This is a genomic window from Bradyrhizobium sp. P5_C12, from assembly GCF_054049735.1.
In genome coordinates, this window is the sequence record NZ_JBFULU010000036.1 from 40133 (window position 1) to 57393 (window position 17261).

Consider the following 17261-nt stretch of genomic DNA (forward strand, 5'->3'; position numbering starts at 1 on the left):
TTGCGGAAAAGATTCATCAGAAGCCCTCGCGTAGCCATCGTCCGACCTTTCCGAAATAACCGCCGGTCCCTGTCTTGACCTGCTGCCGCGTATGCCGCGGTTCGACATGTTCGTGGTGAACATATTGCGGGTAGACCAGGAGCCCTGCGGGCACCGCGAACGCGGCGTTCTTCGCCTCGTTGGGCAGCCGGCCAAAACCGAGCGGACGTCCGACCCGGACCGGCCGGCCGAGAATTTGCGTTCCGAGCTCGACGAGACCGGTGAGCTGCGAGGCGCCGCCCGAGAGCACGACGCGCCCATTGGGCTCTGCCGCAAAGGGCGAATCCTTCAGCCTGTCGCGGACCATTTCGAAGATTTCCTCGGCACGGTGCTTGACGATGTTGGCGATGGTGGCGCGGGAGACGATCTGCGGCAGATCCTGCTCGTCACCGGCCGTCGGTACAGACATCAGCTCACGCGAGTCCGATCCGCCGGTGAGGACGGTCCCATATAACGTCTTGATTCGCTCGGCATCGGCAATGGTCGCGGAGAGTCCGCGTGCGAGATCCATCGTGATGTGTTGCCCGCCGACCGCAAAGCCGCCCGCATGGACGAAGTGGCCGCCGGCATAGACCGCGATCGTGGTGGTCCCCGCGCCCATCTCGACGACGGCGGCGCCCAGATCGGCCTCATCGTCGGTCAGCACCGACAGGCCGGCCACATAGGGGCTCGCCGCCATGGCTTCGACGTTGAGGTGGCAGCGTTCCACCGCCAGCATCAGGTTCCGCGCCACCGTGGCGTCGCAGGTGACGACATTCATGTCGATGCCGAACTGGTGCGCGACCATGCCACGGGGATCGCGGATGCCCTTGACGCCGTCGAGCGTGTAGCCGACCGGCAGCGCGTGCAGCACGGTGCGGCCCTCGCCGGTGGCGTGGCGCATGCCGGTCGAGGTGACGCGGCTGACATCGGCGGGGGTCACTGCCCCGCCGCGGATATCGGCGGCGGCTTCGACCAGCTGGCCGGAGAGCCGGCCGCCGGAGACCGACAGCAGCACGGAATCGACCCGCACCTTGGCCATTTTCTCCGCAAGCCCGACGGCCTGGCGCACCGCCTGCTCGCATTCGGCGAGATCGACCACCGCGCCGGCCTTCATGCCGCGCGACTGGATCTGGCTGTAACCGATCAGTTCCACCGCATGGGTGCGGCCGCGCAGGGCCTCGCTCGGCGCCGACGGCCGCAGCCGCGCGATCATGCAGGCGATCTTGCTGGTGCCGATGTCGAGGCAGGCGACGAGGCCGCCGCGCTTGTGCGGCATCGGGCGCGTCTTCGGCGTCTGGGTGCGATCAAGACCGGTCATGCGGAATCCCCGGCCTTCTTTTTCTTCTTGTCCTTGAACTGGTCCTCGCGCGCCTTGGCGGCGTCGTCCGACAATTGCACCACCAGGCGATCGGGCAGCCGCATGTCGACCGCGATGATGTCGCGGGAGAACAGCTTGTCGTCCTTGTCGAGCCTGGACAGCATCGCCAGCGCGTTGCCGACGTCCTGCTCGGGCAGGCGGATGTCGAGACCGTCCTTCAGCCTCAGGTTCCAGCGCCGCTCGCCGACGAGGATCGCGGCCTTCGTCACCGCGTTCACCTGCGGATAGCGCGCGAGCAGAGCGAGGAAGTCGCGGGCCTGCGTCTCGGCGCCCTTGCCGACCACGAGCGGCAGCGACAGGAAGCGGCGGGACACGTAGGGCTCGAGCACGGCGCCGTCATCGGCGATCACGGAGAGCCGGCCGGCCTGCTGCCACAGCGCGAACGCCTTGCGCTCGGTGATCTCGATCATGAGCTGGCCCGGATAGAGCTTCAGCACGGTCGCATCCGCGATCCAGGGATTGGCCTTGAGCTTGTCGCGGACGCCGTCGGCGTCGAGGAACAGCAGCGAGGAGCGGCCGCTGACGCCGCCGATCGCCAGGATCTCGTCCTGGCTGAGCTGCTTGCGGCCGTTGATCACGACGGAGGTGATGCGGAAGCCGGCGGAATTGGCCAGCRCATTGCGGGCGTCGCCGACCGCGGTGACGAAATCCTGGAGATGGCCGCCCTTGACGATGCCCAGGCCGCAGCTTCCGACCAGCAGCAGCACGGTCATGCTGATCCCGACCCGGCGCGGCAGATAGCGCTCGACCATCGCCACCACACGCGACGGCGGCTCGCGTTCGATGACGGCTTTGGCCTTCGCTTTGATCTTGTCCTTGGCGGCAGCGCGCGCGGCGTGAAGTCTTTCCTGGCGCTTGTCCTGCACCCACTCGCGCAGAAGCACGACCGCTCCAACAGCGGCCGCCTTCAGGTCAGCTTGGGGCCTCAGCGATCTGAAAAGCGACCGGGTGAGGCTTCCTGCACCATCCATTGCACGAGCTCGTCAACAGTTTGCCCGCAACATCGCGCGGGCCCTGGCGAACATGACGTCTCGGACGTGCCGGGCCGGGTGCTGGTCTTCAGCAGAAGAAGCCTTTCCCCATCAAAGCGTTCGCTGGAGGTGAGATCACCCGCAACAGCTCACGCGCCGGCAGCCAAAGCGCCATATGCGCCGCCAGCGTTAACCTTCGGCCTTCCTGGTAAACAAAAGGTAAACTTCGTTAACGCGGAAAGCTTTTTGCCTCGCGCTGTGAGGCATTTATGCCGCGATGTCCGGCATTTTACCGGTTTTGGCCACCAAATCGGGCGGTTTCGGCCGTTTCGCCGTTAACCAGTCCTAACTATTTCCGCACCTGCCGCTCGGCGAGCTCGATCAGGCCGCGCAGGAAGTCGACGAACGCGATGCCTTCGGCCTTCAGCGCCTTGGGGTAGAGCGAGGACTTGGTCAGCCCGGGCAGCGTGTTGGTTTCGAGATAGACCAGGCCCTTGTCCGAGGCGATGAAGTCGGAGCGGGAATAGCCGGTGCAGGACATCGCGCGATGCGCCAGCATCGCCTGCTGCTTCAGCGCGGCGGTGACCTCCGGTGTGAAGCGGCCCGGGCAGATCTCCTGCGTCGTACTCAGCAGATATTTTGCGGCGTAGTCGAAATTGCCCTCGCCCGGAATGATCTCGATCGGCGGCAGCGCGATGATCGAGCCGTCGGTGCGCTCCAGCACGCCGCAGGTCGCCTCCACGCCGGCAATGTAGGGCTCGATGACGTACTCCTCATGCTTCGCCGCGTTGCGGACGGCGACGAGGTCCTGACGGGCATTGACGAAGATCAGTCCGTAGCTCGATCCGTCCCGCGCCGGCTTCGCAATCAGCCGGCCGTATTCGGCAAAGGCATCGTCGATGTTGTCCAGCGCAATATTTGCCGGCGGCGTCACGCCGCCGAGCGCGGCAAAATGCTTGGCGGCGATCTTGTCGAAGGCGAGATGGGAAGAGGCCGAGCCCGATCCGGTGAAGGCCACGCCGCGCGCCTCGCACATCACCTGCAATTCGCCGTTCTCGGCGCGCCCGCCATGCAGGCCGAGCACCAGCACGCGGTCCTCGGCCCTGGCCTGGTCGAGCGCCTGCTCCAGCGGAATGCCGCGCGTGTCGGGCTTGAACTCGTCCTCGAAGGGACGGGCATGTTCGAGCAGCTGCATCGACTGGACGGTGTGCACCTTGTCCTGGACGTCCCAGAACCAGAGATCGGCCTCGGGCAGCGCCTGATGCAGCGCCTGGGCCGAGGCGACGGAAACCAGACGCTCCCGGTTGGAGCCGCCGAACAGAATGGTGATGCGCATTCGCTTCCTCGCAATTTGTCATTCCGGGGCGATACGAAAGCATCGAACCCGGAATCTCGAGATTCTCAGGTGCGCATTGCGCACCATAGTTGCGCTTCGCGCCCCCGGAATGACTGTCAGTTGGAAACCCCGATCCGCTTGATTTCCCAGTGTAGCTCAATTCCGGAATTTGCCTTCACTCGTTCGCGCACGGTCTCGCCCAGCGTCTCGATGTCGTGCGCGGTGGCATCGCCGGTGTTGATCAGGAAATTGCAGTGCATCTCCGAGACCTGCGCGCCGCCGACGCGCAAGCCGCGGCAGCCGGCGGCGTCGACCAGCTTCCAGGCGGAATGGCCGGGCGGGTTCTTGAAGGTCGAGCCGCCGGTCTTTTCACGGATCGGCTGCGCGGTCTCGCGATGGCTCTGCACCTCGGCCATGCGGGCGCGGATCGCGTCCGCGTCCCTGATCTCGCCGCGAAAACGCGCAGACGTGAAGATGACGGAGGGATCGACGCCGCTGTTGCGGTAGACGAACTTCATGTCGGCATTGGAGAAGACGCGCTTCGTGCCGTCGCGCGCGACCCCTCGCGCCTCGACCAGCATGTCCTTGGTCTCGCCGCCATTGGCCCCCGCATTCATCCGCAGCGCGCCGCCGATGGTGCCGGGAATGCCGAAGTAGAATTCCAGCCCGCCGATATTGGCGCCGGCCGCGACTTCCGCGACGCGCTTGTCGAGCGCGGCGGCACCTGCCGTCACGGTGTCGCCGCTCGCGGCTGCCTCGCCGAAGGCGCGCGGCGCCAGCCGGATCACGACGCCCGCAATGCCGCCGTCGCGCACGATCAGATTGGAGCCGACGCCGACGACATGGACAGGAATGTCGCCGGCGAGATGCGCGAGGAAGTAGGCGAGATCGTCCTCATCCGCCGGCGTGAACAGCACCTGCGCGGGACCCCCGACGCGAAACCAGGTGAGCTCGGCGAGCGACTGGTTGGCGAGCAGCCGGCCGCGCAGCTTGGGCATCGTGGCTTTGAGCTCGGGCGTGATGTCGGGGAATCCCACCATTCTACCCCAGCGCCTTCAATTCGCCGGGCAGCGCATACGCCCATTGCGTAATGTTGCCGGCTCCGAGACACACGACGAGATCGCCCGATCCCGCGAGTCCCTTGACGATGCCCGCAAGCTCCGTCGCCGCCGGCAGCGGGATCACCTCGCGGTGCCCGTGCGCGCGCAGGCCTGAGACGAAATGGTCGCGGTCGATGCCTTCGATCGGCGTTTCGCCGGCGGCATAGACGTCGGCGACGATCACCGCATCGGCATCGTTGAAGCAGGTGCAAAATTCCTCGAACAGCGATTGCAGGCGGGTGTAGCGATGCGGCTGCACCACGGCGACGATCTTGCCGTTGGTGGATTCCCGCGCCGCCTTCAGCACGGCCGATATCTCCACGGGGTGATGGCCGTAATCGTCGATCACGGTGACGCCGTTCCACTCGCCGGTCTTGGTGAAGCGGCGCTTGACGCCGCCGAAGCCGGCGATCGCCTTGCGGATCGCCTCGTCCGACACGCCGAGCTCGCGCGCCACCGCGATCGCGGCGGTCGCGTTGGAGGCGTTGTGACGCCCCGGCATCGGCAGCATGAGATCTTCGATCTCATGCACAGCGCCGGTCTTGCGATCGCGGAACGCGACCTTGAACTTCGATCCGCCACCCATCGGGGTGAGATCGACGAACCGCGCGTCGGCCTGCGGGTTCTCGCCGTAGGTGATGATGCGGCGATCCTCGATCTTGCCGACCAGGCTTTGCACGACGGGATGATCGATGCACATCACGGCAAAGCCGTAGAACGGCAGGTTCTCGACGAAGCTTCGGAAAGCGTCCTGCACGGCCTCGAACGTCTTGAAGTGATCGAGATGCTCGGGATCGACATTGGTGACGATCGCGACATCGGTCGGCAGCTTCAGGAACGTGCCGTCGCTCTCGTCGGCTTCCACCACCATCCAGTCGCCGGCGCCGAGACGCGCGTTGGAGCCGTAGGCGTTGATGATGCCGCCATTGATGACGGTGGGATCGAGACCGCCGGCATCGAGCAGCGTCGCGACCATCGTGGTCGTGGTGGTCTTGCCATGGGTGCCGGCGATGGCAACGCAGCTCTTGAGCCGCATCAGCTCGGCCAGCATCTCGGCGCGGCGCACCACGGGAATGCGCTGCGCGCGCGCCGCCATCAATTCCGGATTGTCGCGCTTGATCGCGGAGGACACCACGACGACCTCGGCGCCGTCGACATTCTCCGCCTTGTGGCCGACCGAGACCTTTGCGCCCTTCTTGCGCAGTCGGTCGAGATTGTAATTGTCGGAGGCGTCCGAGCCCTGCACGGCGTAGCCGAGATTGACCAGCACCTCGGCGATGCCGCTCATGCCGATTCCGCCGATCCCGACGAAGTGGATGGGTCCAATCTCGCGCGGCAGTCTCATGCTCTATCCCGTCGTTCCGTCGTCATGGCCGGGCTCGTCCCGGGCATCCACGAATCCCAAGCTACTTCATGCAAGACGTGGATGGCCGGGACAAGCCCGGCCATGACGGCAAAAATACGAAAATCGGCCCGTTTAGGCTCAGATTCCCGCGACTTTGACCACCAGATCGGCCAGGCGCTCGGCGGCGTCGAGCCGCCCCGCTCCCCTCGCCGCCGCAGCCATCGTGGCCAGTCGTGCCGGTTCGGCCGCAAAACCCGAGATCTCGGACGCCAGCCGGTCCGAGGTGAACTCGGTCTGCGGGATGCGGATCGCGCCGTCGACCTTGGACAGCACGCCGGCATTGGCGAACTGGTCCTGGTCGATCGCGCCGGGCAGCGGCACCAGGATCGAGGGCCGCCCGATCGCGGCGAGCTCGGCCACGGTGCCGGCACCGGAGCGCGACACCACGAGGTGGTTGGAGGCAAGCCGCGCCGGCAGATCGGTGAAGAACGGCGCGAGCTCGGCCTTGATCTTCAGCTTGTCGTAGACCGCGCGCACACGCGCCATGTCCTCGTCGCGCACCTGCTGGGTGAGGATGAGCCGGCCCCACAGCGCGGGCTCGAGCCGCTCGATCGCGCCCGGCACGATGTCGGCCATGATGCGCGCGCCCTGGCTGCCGCCGACGACAAGCAGGCGCAGCGGGCCGTTCACCTCGGGCGCGGCATATGGCACCGCGGCTGCGGCAAGGACTGCCGGGCGCATCGGTGTGCCGACTGTCGTGGTCTTGCCCGATAGCGCCGGATCGCGGTCGAGCACGCCGGGCAGCGAGGTCGCGATGGCGCGAACCCGGCTCGACAGAAAGCGGTTGGCGCGGCCGAGCACGGCATTGGCGTCGTGGATGATGCCGGGCACGCCGGCGAATTTCGCCGCGACCAGCGGCGGCAGCGTCGGATAGCCGCCGAAGCCGACGACGGCGACCGGCTTCAATCGCTTGATCAGGCGATACGCAGAGAGCGTGCCGGCGGCGAGCGTGAGGCCGGCATAGGCGAGCTGCAACGGATTGCGGCCGCGCGCGGTCTCGCTCGAGACGACGTCGATCATGTCCTTGCTGAACAGCCCGCTATAGCGCAGCGCGCGCTCGTCGGTGACGAGGCGGACGCGAAAGCCGCGCCGGATCAATTCGACGCCGAGCGCCTCGGCCGGAAACAGATGGCCGCCGGTGCCGCCCGCGGCGAGAAGAATCAAGGGGGAAGTGTCCATGGCGGCCGTATTTACAGGGAAAGCGCCGCCATTGCGAGCCAGCTACACAGTGCTCGTGCCCCGGGCGCAGCGCAGCGCGCCGCCCTTCGCGGCGTGGTGCGCTGCTGAACCGGGGCCCATGGTTGCGACATTCTGGGTCCCGGCTCTGCGCTCCGCTTCGCTGCGCTTGTCCGGGACACGAGAGCGGTCACGCGTAGCTGCGCATCGCCTCGGCGTGGCCGATCGATTCCACCTCGGTGCGCGGGCGCAGCCGCGTCAGCGCCAGCATCATGCCGACGCCATAGGCCAGCGACACGATCGAGGAGCCGCCATAGGAGATGAACGGCAGCGTCATGCCCTTGGCGGGGATGAGCTGCAGGTTGACCGACATGTTGATCGCCGCCTGCACGCCGAACAGGATCGCTAGCCCAGAGGCCGCGAAGCGCGAGAACATGTCCTCATTGGCGTAGGCGCGCGACAGCGTGCGGATCACGACGAAGGCAAACAGCGCCAGCATGGCGAGGCACAGGATGATGCCGAACTCTTCGGCCGCGACAGCGAACACGAAGTCGGTATGGCTGTCCGGCAGGCTGCGCTTGGCGATGCCCTCGCCCGGCCCGAGCCCGAACCAACCACCGTTGTAGAAGGCCTCCATGGCGGTATCGACCTGGAAGGTGTCGCCGGAGGCCGGGTTCATGAAGCGCTTGATGCGGCCCGCCACATGCGGAACAAACAGATAGGCGCTGAACAATCCGGCGGCGCCGATGCCGGCGAGGCCGAACACCCAGATCATGCGCATGCCCGCGATGAAGAACAGCGAGCCCCACACCAACAGGATCAGCATGGTCTGGCCGAAATCCGGCTCCATCACCAGCAGCGAGACCAGCATCAAGAGCAGCACCAGCGCCATCGAGGTCGCCGGCATCTCAGGCCGCCTGGTCGATTCCGCAAACAGCCAGGCCGCGATCACGACAAACGAAGGTTTGGCCACTTCGGAGGCCTGGATGTTGACGCCGAGCAGCGTGATCCAGCGCCGCGAGCCCTTCACCTCGGGGCCGATGGCCAGCGTCAGCACGATCAGGACGATGCTGGCCGCGAAGATGATCAGCGCCGAGCGCCGGATGGCCCGCGGCGACAGGAAGGAGACGCCGACCAGCACCATGAAGGACGGCGCCAGGAACATCACGTGGCGGCTGAAGAAATGGAAGGGATCGAGCCCGATGCGGGTCGCAACCGGCGGGCTCGCCGCCAGCGACAGGATGACCCCGCAAAGCATCAGCGCCAGGATCGCGCCCATCAGCGGCTTGTCGACGGTCCACCACCACTCGGAAAAGGGGGTGCGTTCTTCACGGGAGAGCATGGGCGGCCGCTTTCGGACAGAGGTCGGTCCATTGGTCGCCGAGGTTGGTTACCGGGGGGTTAAGGGGATCGATGAACTTGTAGAGAGTCTCTTGCCCCGGACGCAGCGCAGCGCCATAAGCGCGTTTACGCGCGTCTTCGACACGCTATGGCGGTGCGCTGCAGAGCCGGGGCCCATTGCCGCTCCTGGGTCCCGGCTCTGCGGAGCGTCACTTCGTGCCGCACCGCGTCCGGGACACGAGACCTTGCGGATCTGCCCTATTCGTAATTGATCGTGACATCCCCAACGCGCTGGTCGCGTTTGTAAATTTGGACTGTCCCGGAAATGGACCCGATCCTGACGGCATGCTCGCTAATCCAGGCAACGCTGACATCCTGATGCTCGCGCACGCTGAGAAAGGTCGGCGTGCTCTCGGGCGAGAATGTCCGGCCGCGCGCCACGATACTGGCTTGCGTGCTGTCGGGCACCGTCGCGCCGCACGACTTCTAGACCACGACGACCAACTGGCTACCGCTTGGCGAGGCGAATGCGCGCTGGCGAACGACGCGGCATGCGCCGAATCCGCTCATGAGATTGTCGATGACGACAACGAAGACAAAGCCCGCGACGACCGGGACGGCAAGAGCAGCGACGGCAATTCCGATCCAGCGTTGCCGCGCCATCCTCACACCACCGGCTTCACACCCGGCAGCGCCTGCACCAGCTCGCGGAACTTGGTGCCGCGGATCTCGAAGTTGCGGTACTGGTCGAAGGAGGCGCAGGCAGGCGACAACAGCACGACGGCGTCCTGCAAGCCCGACGCCTCCGCATCGCGCGCGGCGTGCTCGACGGCAACGTCGAGCGTCTGGCTGATCTCGTGGGCGACCTCGCTGCCGAGCGTGCCGGAAAACTCCTGCGCGGCCTCGCCGATCAGATAGGCTTTGCGGATGCGCGGGAAGAAACCCGTGAGGCTGGTGATGCCGCCCGCCTTCGGCTTGCCGCCGGCGATCCAGAAGATGTCGGCAAAGGACGACAGCGCATACGCGGTGGCATCCGCGTTGGTCCCCTTGGAGTCGTTGACGAACAGCACGTTGCCGCGGCGGCCGACCTGCTCCATGCGGTGTGCCAGTCCCGGAAAGCTGCGCAGGCCGTCCTGCAACACGTCCTGGCTGATGCCCATCGCGAGCGCGGCGGCAGCCGCACAGGCCGCGTTCTGCGCGTTGTGCAGGCCGCGCAGCGAGCCGATGCCGCCGAGCTTTGCGACCTCGCTGCGCGCGCCACCCGCGGTGCGCACGATGGTGCCGTGCTCGACATGGATGCCGCTCGCCAGCGGATTCCTGACCGAGATGCGCACAACGTTCCTGCCTGCACGCTCGAGCCGGTCGGCGATGTCGCGGCAAAAGCCGTCGTCGACGCCGACGATCGAGGTGCCGCCTGGCTGCACGCTCGCGACGAGACGCTCCTTCACCGCGGCGTAGTGTTCGACCGTGCCGTGACGGTCGATATGGTCCTCGCTGACATTGAGCAAAATGCCGACGGAGGGATCGAGCGAGGGCGTGAGGTCGATCTGGTAGGACGACATCTCGACGACATGGACGCGGCCGGTGCGCGGCGGCTCCAGCGACAGGATCGCGGTGCCGATATTGCCGCCCATCTGGGTGTCGTAGCCGGCGACCTTGGTGAGATGCGCGATCAGCGCCGTCGTGGTCGACTTGCCGTTGGTGCCGGTGATGGCGACGAACGGCGCATCCGGCGCGTGGCGGCGCCGCTCGCGGCAGAACAGCTCGATGTCGCCGATCACCTCGACGCCGGCCTCGCGTGCCTTCAGCGCGCTCCAATGCGGCACGGGATGGGTGAGCGGCACGCCGGGCGCGAGCACCAGCGCCGAAAAATTCGCCCAGGAGACGTTGCGCAAATCCGCGGTGATGAATCCGGCCTGCGCGGCCTTGGCGACGTTCTCGGCATTGTCGTCGGCGGCGACCACTTCGGCGCCGCCCGCTTTCAACGCGTGACAGGACGCGAGCCCCGAGCCGCCGAGGCCGAACACCGCGACGGTCTTGCCGGCGAAGGACGTGACCGAGATCATGGCCCAACACCCGTCATTCCGGACGACGCGAAGCGGCGATCCGGAATCTCGAGATTCTCAGGTGCGCAATTGCGCACCATAGTTCTCGCTTCGCGAGCCCCGGAATGACAGCAAACAACGGCCACCATCAGATCACCGCAGCTTCAGCGTGGACAGGCCGGCGAGTGCCAGCATCACCGAGATGATCCAGAACCGGATCACGATCTGCGGCTCGGTCCAGCCGAGCTGCTCGAAATGGTGATGGATCGGCGCCATGCGAAAGATCCGTTTTCCGGTGAACTTGAACGACACCACCTGCACGATGACGGAGACCGCCTCCAGCACGAACAGGCCGCCGATCACCGCGAGCACGATCTCGTGCTTCACCGCGACCGCGATCGCACCCAGCATGCCGCCGAGCGCGAGCGAGCCGGTGTCACCCATGAAGATCGAGGCCGGCGGCGCGTTGAACCAGAGGAAGCCGAGGCCGGCCCCTAACAGCGCGCCGCAGAGCACTGCGAGCTCGCCGGTGCCGGCGACATATTTGATCTGGAGATAGTCGGCGAACACCGCGTTGCCGGCGAGATAGGCGATCATCGCGAAGCTCGCGGTCGCGATCATCACAGGCACGATGGCGAGGCCGTCGAGACCGTCGGTGAGGTTCACCGCATTGCCCGCGCCGACGATGACGAAGGCGCCGAAGACGACGAAGAACCAGCCGAAATGCAGCACGGTATCCTTGAGGAAGGGTATCGTCAGCGCGGTCGATGCGGGATCGCGATTGAGCCGCACCAGCGCATAGCAGGCGGCCAGCGCGATGACCGCCTCGATCAGCAGCCGAAGCTTGCCGCCGAACCCGGTCGTGGTCTGCTTGGTCACCTTGAGGTAATCGTCATAGAAGCCGACGAAGCCGAAGCCGAGCGTGACCGCCAGCACGATCCAGACGTAGGGATTGAGCGGATTGGCCCACAGCACCGTGCCGACCGTGAGGCCGGACAGGATCATCAGCCCACCCATGGTGGGCGTGCCCTTCTTGCTGAGATGCGATTGCGGGCCATCGGTCCGAATCGGCTGGCCCTTGCCCTGGCGGATGCGCAGATGATCGATGATCCAGGGACCGAACAGGAACACGAACAGCGCGCCGGTGACGACGGCGCCGCCGGTGCGGAAGGTGATGTAGCGGAAGACGTTGAGGAAGGTGCGAACGGCACCGAAGCCCGGAAATGTGTTGGAGAGTTCGATCAGCCAGTAAAACATTCAGACGGTCCTATGGCGCCTTTGCAGGCGGCCTTCTTCGCAAGTAGCCCTGGCCTTCACCCCGGCCTCGACGTGCCTCACGCGCATGCGCTGGTCTTCATCATGGGTCGGGCGACCTCTAAGAAACCTGCCGGCTTCGCGCCGCAAAACGGTGGGAACGGGAACAGCGCCTTCCAAGCAGTTTACGCCTTTGCCTGCAAGGCGGCCACTAGGGCCGGCACAAACTTGTTGACCCAGAACATCTTCTTGCTGCCCTTGACAACCACGACATCGCCTGCCTTCAGCAGGCCCGCGACCTCGCCCGGCTTCAGCGTGACGGGATCGTCGTGCCAGCCGAGGCCCTTGCCGGCCGGCAGCACGTCGTAGAGATGCCGCATCAGCGGCCCGACGCAGTAGACGCCGTCGATGCCGTCGAGATGCCCGGCGAGACCGGTGTGATAGCCTGGTGCGTCGTCGCCCAGCTCCAGCATGTCGCCGAGCACCGCAATGCGGCGGCCGCCGCCCATGTGGCGGGCCTGGAGGCTTTGCAGCGCAGCAGCCACGCTGGCCGGGTTGCCGTTAAAGCTGTCGTCGATCACGGTGACGCCGCCGACCAATTGCTCGACGCCGCGGCCGGTCATGATCCCGACCCGGTCGAGCTTGATCGCAAGCGTCGCAGCATCGAGGTTCGCCGCACGGATCGCGGCGAGCGCTGCCAGCGCATTCTGAACGCGGTGCGGCGCGCCCGGCGTCAGACTGAACGCGATCTCCTTCTTGCCGATCCCGGCTACAACCTGCCAGCTCTCGCCATGCGGGGCGTGCGTGATCTCGTGCACCTCGGCATTCTCGCCGAAGCGCACCACCTTGCCCTTCCAGTCGGGCGCCTTGATCCCGGTCGGCAGCACCAGCACGCCGTCCTCGGGCAGGCCGAGCGCGATCGACACCTTCTCGCGGCGGATCGCTTCAAGCGAGCCGAGCTTTTCCAGATGCACCGGCTGGACGTTGACGACGAGCGCCACGGTCGGCCGCGTCAATTCGCTGAGCCGCGCGATCTCACCTCGCTGGTTCATGCCCATCTCGACGACCCAGAGGCTCGCATCGGACCTAGCATTGCACAGCGTCAGCGGCACACCCCAGAAATTGTTGAAGCTCGACGGGCTCGCATAGGCGTTCGGATAGGCCGCGAGATATTCCTTGGTGCTGGTCTTGCCCGCGCTACCGGTGAGCCCGATCACCGGACCGTTGAAGCGCGCGCGGGCGGCGCGCGCGAGGCCCCAGAGGCCGTCGATCAGCGTGTCCTTGACGACGATCTGCGGAATGCGGATGCCGGCAATCTCGTGCGGCACGATCATCGCGACGGCGCCGGAGGCTTCCGCCTTGTCCGCGAACTCCCAGCCGTCGCGCGCGCTGGCGAAGGCGGAAATGAAACCGCCGCTCGGCGTGCCGCTCAGCGCGACGAACAGGCTGCCCGGCTTCACCAGCCGGCTGTCCTGGGTGACGAAGTCGATCGGCGTATCCGGGAATGATCCGGCAGCGCCCAGCGCGCGCGCCACCTCAGACACCGTCCAAATTGGCGCGCTCATGCCACCCTCGTCGCTAATGCGGCGGCAACCGCCTCGTGATCACTGAAGGGCAGCACCTCGCCGCCGACGATCTGCCCGGTCTCGTGTCCCTTGCCGGCGACGAGCAACGCATCGCCCTCCTGCAATTCCTCGATCGCGGCGCGGATCGCCGCGGCACGGTCGCCGATCTCGCGGGCGCCCTTGGCGGTGGCGAGGATCGCGGCGCGGATGGCCTCGGGCTTCTCGCTGCGCGGATTGTCGTCGGTGACGATGACGCCGTCGGCATTCTCCGCCGCGATCTCGCCCATGATCGGACGCTTGCCGGCATCGCGATCGCCGCCGGCGCCGAACACGACGACCAGCCTGCGCTTCGCGTAAGGCCGCAGCGCCTGCAACGCCTTCGCCAGCGCGTCGGGCTTGTGCGCGTAGTCGACGAAGATCGGCGCGCCGTTGCGCTCGCCGACGCGCTCCAGCCGGCCCTTGGCGCCTTCGAGATGCTCGAGGCTCGCAAACACATTGGCGGCGTCGCTGCCGGTGCCGATCGCAAGGCCGGCCGATACCAGCGCGTTCTCGATCTGGAATTCGCCAACCAGCGGCAGCCGGATCGCGTATCGCTTGCCGCGATGCTCGACCGCGAGGACTTGCGAAAAGCCCTCGACCTCGGCACCGATCAGAGCAATGCCCTCGCCTGCCCCGTCGCCATTGCGGCCGACCGCCATCACGCGCAGGCCGCGCGCCTTCGCCGCGTCGATCACTTCAGCCGAGCAATCATGATCCGCGGAGATCGCGGCCGCACCGTCCGGCGGGACCAGTTCGCGGAACAGCCTGAGCTTTGCCGCCAGATAATGCGCGACGGTCGGATGATAATCCATGTGGTCGCGCGAGAGATTGGTGAAGCCGCCGGCGGAGACGCGCACGCCGTCGAGGCGGTACTGGTCGAGCCCGTGCGAGGACGCCTCGAAGGCAAGATGCGTGACGCCATCGCGCGCGATCTCATCGAGCTGCCGGTGCAGCGCGATCGGATCCGGCGTCGTCAGCGAGCCGTAGACCGTGCGCTTGGGCGAGACGAGGCCGATGGTGCCGATGCTGGCGGAGACATGCCCCAGCCGCTCCCAGATCTGCCGTGTGAACGCGGCGACCGAGGTCTTGCCGCTGGTGCCGGTCACCGCCGCGATGGTCGCGGGCTGCGCGGGGAAGAATCTTGCCGCCGCGAGCGCCAGTGCGCGGCGCGGATTGGTCACGGCGATGAACGGCACCTTGGAGCTGGCCGGCGCATGGTCGCCGACGACCGCCGCCGCCCCTGCGGCAACCGCAGCGTCGATGAAGCGCGCGCCGTCGGTCTTGCTGCCGGCCAGTGCGAAGAAGAGATCGCCGGGTTTGACCACACGGCTGTCGAGCGCAACGCCGGTTACGTCGAGCGCCGCGACAGCGGGCTCGGTCTCGGCATCATTGCCTAAGAGGTCGCGCAGTTTCATGGTCGTCCAGTCGACATGCCGTGCCGGAAAGCCGAACCGCCGGAAAACACCGACTCAGCGGCGGCCACGGCCACCCCGGTTGATTACTGGGTTGCCCTGGATGCTGCAAGAATAAGGCGGTCGGACGGCGGCAGATCGAACCGGGGTTCGACCCCCAAAAGCGGCGCGATCCGCTCGATCACCTTGCCGCCCGTGGGCACCGCGTTGAAGCCCGAGGTGATGAAACCATGCGTCTCGGGCAACGCCTGCGGCTCGTCCAGCATGACGAGAATCTGATATTTCGGATCGTCGGACGGCATGATCGCGGTGAAGGAGTTGAGCACCCGCTTCTTGGCATAGCGGCCGTTGATGACCTTCTCGGACGTACCGGTCTTGCCGCCGACATAATAGCCCTTCACGTCGGCGGATTTGGCAGTACCGATTTCGGCATTGAGCCGCATCAGATACCGCATCTTGTCGCTGGTCTCCTGCTTGATCACGCGCTTGGCCATCGCCCGCGCTTCGTCTTCGCTGCGTTTCATGAAGGTCGGCGGAATCAAATAGCCGCCGTTCATCAGGGCGTTGATGCCCATCACCGCCTGGAGCGGCGCGACCGACAGGCCCTGACCGAACGCGATGGTGACCGTGTTCAGCTCACCCCAGCGGCGCGGCACCAGCGGAGCCGCGCTCTCCGGCAGTTCGGTACGCAGCCGCGTCAACTGGCCCATCTTGGTGAGGAACGCCTTGTGCGCCTCGACGCCCTGGCTAAGTGCGATCCGGGCGGCGCCGATGTTGGACGAATAGGTGAACACTTCCTTGGTGTTGATGAAGCGCCCGAGCGAGTGGCTGTCGTGAATGGTAAACTTGCCGTAGTGCAGGTTTCCGCGTGCATCCCACGACGAGTTCAAATTGATCTTTCCGGAGTCGAGCGCCATCGCCAGCGTGAACGCCTTGAAGGTCGAGCCCATCTCGTAGACGCCTGTGGTCAGGCGGTTGATGCGGTCGGGATCGTGCGCTTCCTTCGGATTGTTGGGATCGAAGTCCGGCAACGAGACCATCGCCACGATCTCGCCGGTCTTGACGTTGGAGACGATGCCGGAGGCTGCCTTGGCGTGGAACTTGTCCTTGGCCTTGAGCAGCTCGTCGCGGAGCGCGTGCTCGACGCGCAAATCGATCGACAGCTCGATCGGCTTTTGCAGCCGGTCGGTGGCAAAGCCGGCGCGGTGGAGATCCGCGAGGCCCTGATTGTCGAGCCACTTCTCCATGCCGGCGATGCCCTGATTGTCGATGTTGACGAGACCGATGAGGTGGGCGACCTCGTTGCCGGTCGGATAGACGCGCTTGTTCTCGCGCAGGAAGCCGATGCCGGGAATGCCGAGCTTGTGGATGTCCTGCTGCTGCTTCGGTGTGACCTCGCGCTTCAGCCAGACGAAGCCCTTGCGTGTCTTCAGGCGCTCGCGCACCTCGGCCTCGTCGAGGTCGGGCACGGTGGCGGTGAGCAACTCGATCGCCTCGTCCTTGTCGATGATGCGGCGCGGCTCGCCGAACAGGCTCGACGCCTTGACGTCGGTCGCGAGGATCGCGCCGTTGCGGTCGACGATGTCGGGCCGCGCGGTCGCGACCACCTCCTGCGCCGCGGCGCGCCGCGCGCTGTGGGCGTCGGCGCCGATCGCGAACATCACGAGCCGGCCGCCGATCAGCGCATAGACCCCGGCGAAGGCGAGGATCGCGAGCCCGACGCGCGCCCGCGCCTTCGCGGCGCGATCGACGTTGCGCCCGTAGAGCAGACTGCGGATCAGCCGCTGCCGCCACGGTTCCACAGGTTTGGCCGGAGTCGCAGCGCTCATGGCTTGTCCTCGGGCCGAGGCACGGAGCCCGTCACCGTATCGGGATCGCTCGCGGCTTCGATGGTGTTGAGCATGGCCCCGATCGGGTCGGGCTCGCCCGGCCGGAACATCCGCGGCGGACGCTCCGGCAGGTTCTTCAGTGAATCATATTGCGTGCCGTTGACCGGCTTCAGCGGCAGGTGCCGCTCGGCGAGGCCCTGCAGGCGCAGGGGCGCATCGAGCTTGGCCCATTCCGACCGCAGCGCCGCGATCGCATCGCGCTGCTCGCGGATTTCCGCGTGCAGCCGCAGCACCTTCTCGGTGCGCGCCGTGGAGTCCATCTTGATCCGGTAGACATAGGCCGCCGCGAAGATCAGCGCGCCGATGACGAAGAGGTGGATGATGCGCAT

At 66.4% G+C, this 17261-nt stretch carries 15 protein-coding genes; all 15 read right to left on the reverse strand.

All coding sequences use genetic code 11. The annotated features are described in order from the left end of the window. Positions 1–16: 16 nt before the first annotated feature. Positions 17–1339 carry a cell division protein FtsA gene (gene ftsA / locus ACXJMY_RS27050; protein ID WP_456622400.1) on the reverse strand — a complete coding sequence of 441 codons (1323 nt, stop codon included), beginning with the start codon at positions 1337–1339 and terminating at the stop codon, positions 17–19. Further along, on the reverse strand, positions 1336–2370 hold the full coding sequence (locus ACXJMY_RS27055) for a cell division protein FtsQ/DivIB (RefSeq protein ID WP_456622401.1): 1035 nt from the start codon (positions 2368–2370) through the stop codon (positions 1336–1338). The genes ftsA and ACXJMY_RS27055 overlap by 4 nt, the downstream gene beginning before the upstream one ends. 349 nt (positions 2371–2719) lie before the next feature. Next, positions 2720–3706 (reverse strand): D-alanine--D-alanine ligase family protein, encoded by a 987-nt coding sequence (locus ACXJMY_RS27060; RefSeq protein ID WP_456622402.1) that lies wholly within the window; start codon positions 3704–3706, stop codon positions 2720–2722. A 116-nt stretch (positions 3707–3822) separates the two neighbouring features. After that, positions 3823–4743, reverse strand: coding sequence for a UDP-N-acetylmuramate dehydrogenase (gene murB, locus ACXJMY_RS27065; RefSeq protein WP_456622435.1), 921 nt, complete (start codon positions 4741–4743; stop codon positions 3823–3825). A 4-nt stretch (positions 4744–4747) separates the two neighbouring features. After that, on the reverse strand, positions 4748–6151 hold the full coding sequence (gene murC, locus ACXJMY_RS27070) for a UDP-N-acetylmuramate--L-alanine ligase (RefSeq protein ID WP_456622403.1): 1404 nt from the start codon (positions 6149–6151) through the stop codon (positions 4748–4750). A 138-nt stretch (positions 6152–6289) separates the two neighbouring features. Next, positions 6290–7390, reverse strand: coding sequence for an undecaprenyldiphospho-muramoylpentapeptide beta-N-acetylglucosaminyltransferase (gene murG, locus ACXJMY_RS27075; RefSeq protein WP_456622404.1), 1101 nt, complete (start codon positions 7388–7390; stop codon positions 6290–6292). Between the two features lie 187 nt (positions 7391–7577). Next, positions 7578–8729, reverse strand: coding sequence for a putative lipid II flippase FtsW (gene ftsW / locus ACXJMY_RS27080; RefSeq protein ID WP_456622405.1), 1152 nt, complete (start codon positions 8727–8729; stop codon positions 7578–7580). A gap of 257 nt (positions 8730–8986) precedes the next feature. Beyond that, positions 8987–9196, reverse strand: a complete 210-nt coding sequence (locus ACXJMY_RS27085; RefSeq protein WP_456622406.1) for a hypothetical protein — start codon at positions 9194–9196, stop codon at positions 8987–8989. An 18-nt stretch (positions 9197–9214) separates the two neighbouring features. Further along, complete coding sequence (locus ACXJMY_RS27090; RefSeq protein ID WP_456622407.1) at positions 9215–9391, reverse strand: hypothetical protein; 177 nt, start codon at positions 9389–9391, stop codon at positions 9215–9217. Positions 9392–9393: 2 nt separating this feature from the next. Continuing rightward, positions 9394–10794 carry a UDP-N-acetylmuramoyl-L-alanine--D-glutamate ligase gene (gene murD / locus ACXJMY_RS27095; protein ID WP_456622408.1) on the reverse strand — a complete coding sequence of 467 codons (1401 nt, stop codon included), beginning with the start codon at positions 10792–10794 and terminating at the stop codon, positions 9394–9396. Between the two features lie 132 nt (positions 10795–10926). Then, positions 10927–12030 carry a phospho-N-acetylmuramoyl-pentapeptide-transferase gene (gene mraY, locus ACXJMY_RS27100; RefSeq protein ID WP_456622409.1) on the reverse strand — a complete coding sequence of 368 codons (1104 nt, stop codon included), beginning with the start codon at positions 12028–12030 and terminating at the stop codon, positions 10927–10929. Positions 12031–12212: 182 nt separating this feature from the next. Beyond that, positions 12213–13592: a UDP-N-acetylmuramoyl-tripeptide--D-alanyl-D-alanine ligase gene (locus ACXJMY_RS27105; protein ID WP_456622410.1), complete on the reverse strand. Its 1380-nt coding sequence runs from the start codon at positions 13590–13592 to the stop codon at positions 12213–12215. Further along, on the reverse strand, positions 13589–15046 hold the full coding sequence (locus ACXJMY_RS27110; protein WP_456622411.1) for a UDP-N-acetylmuramoyl-L-alanyl-D-glutamate--2,6-diaminopimelate ligase: 1458 nt from the start codon (positions 15044–15046) through the stop codon (positions 13589–13591). Before ACXJMY_RS27110 ends, ACXJMY_RS27105 begins: the two co-directional genes overlap by 4 nt. Positions 15047–15129: 83 nt before the next feature. Continuing rightward, positions 15130–16872 carry a peptidoglycan D,D-transpeptidase FtsI family protein gene (locus ACXJMY_RS27115; RefSeq protein WP_456622412.1) on the reverse strand — a complete coding sequence of 581 codons (1743 nt, stop codon included), beginning with the start codon at positions 16870–16872 and terminating at the stop codon, positions 15130–15132. Then, entirely contained in the window at positions 16869–17261 is a 393-nt protein-coding gene (gene ftsL / locus ACXJMY_RS27120) for a cell division protein FtsL (protein WP_456622413.1), read from the reverse strand. Before ftsL ends, ACXJMY_RS27115 begins: the two co-directional genes overlap by 4 nt.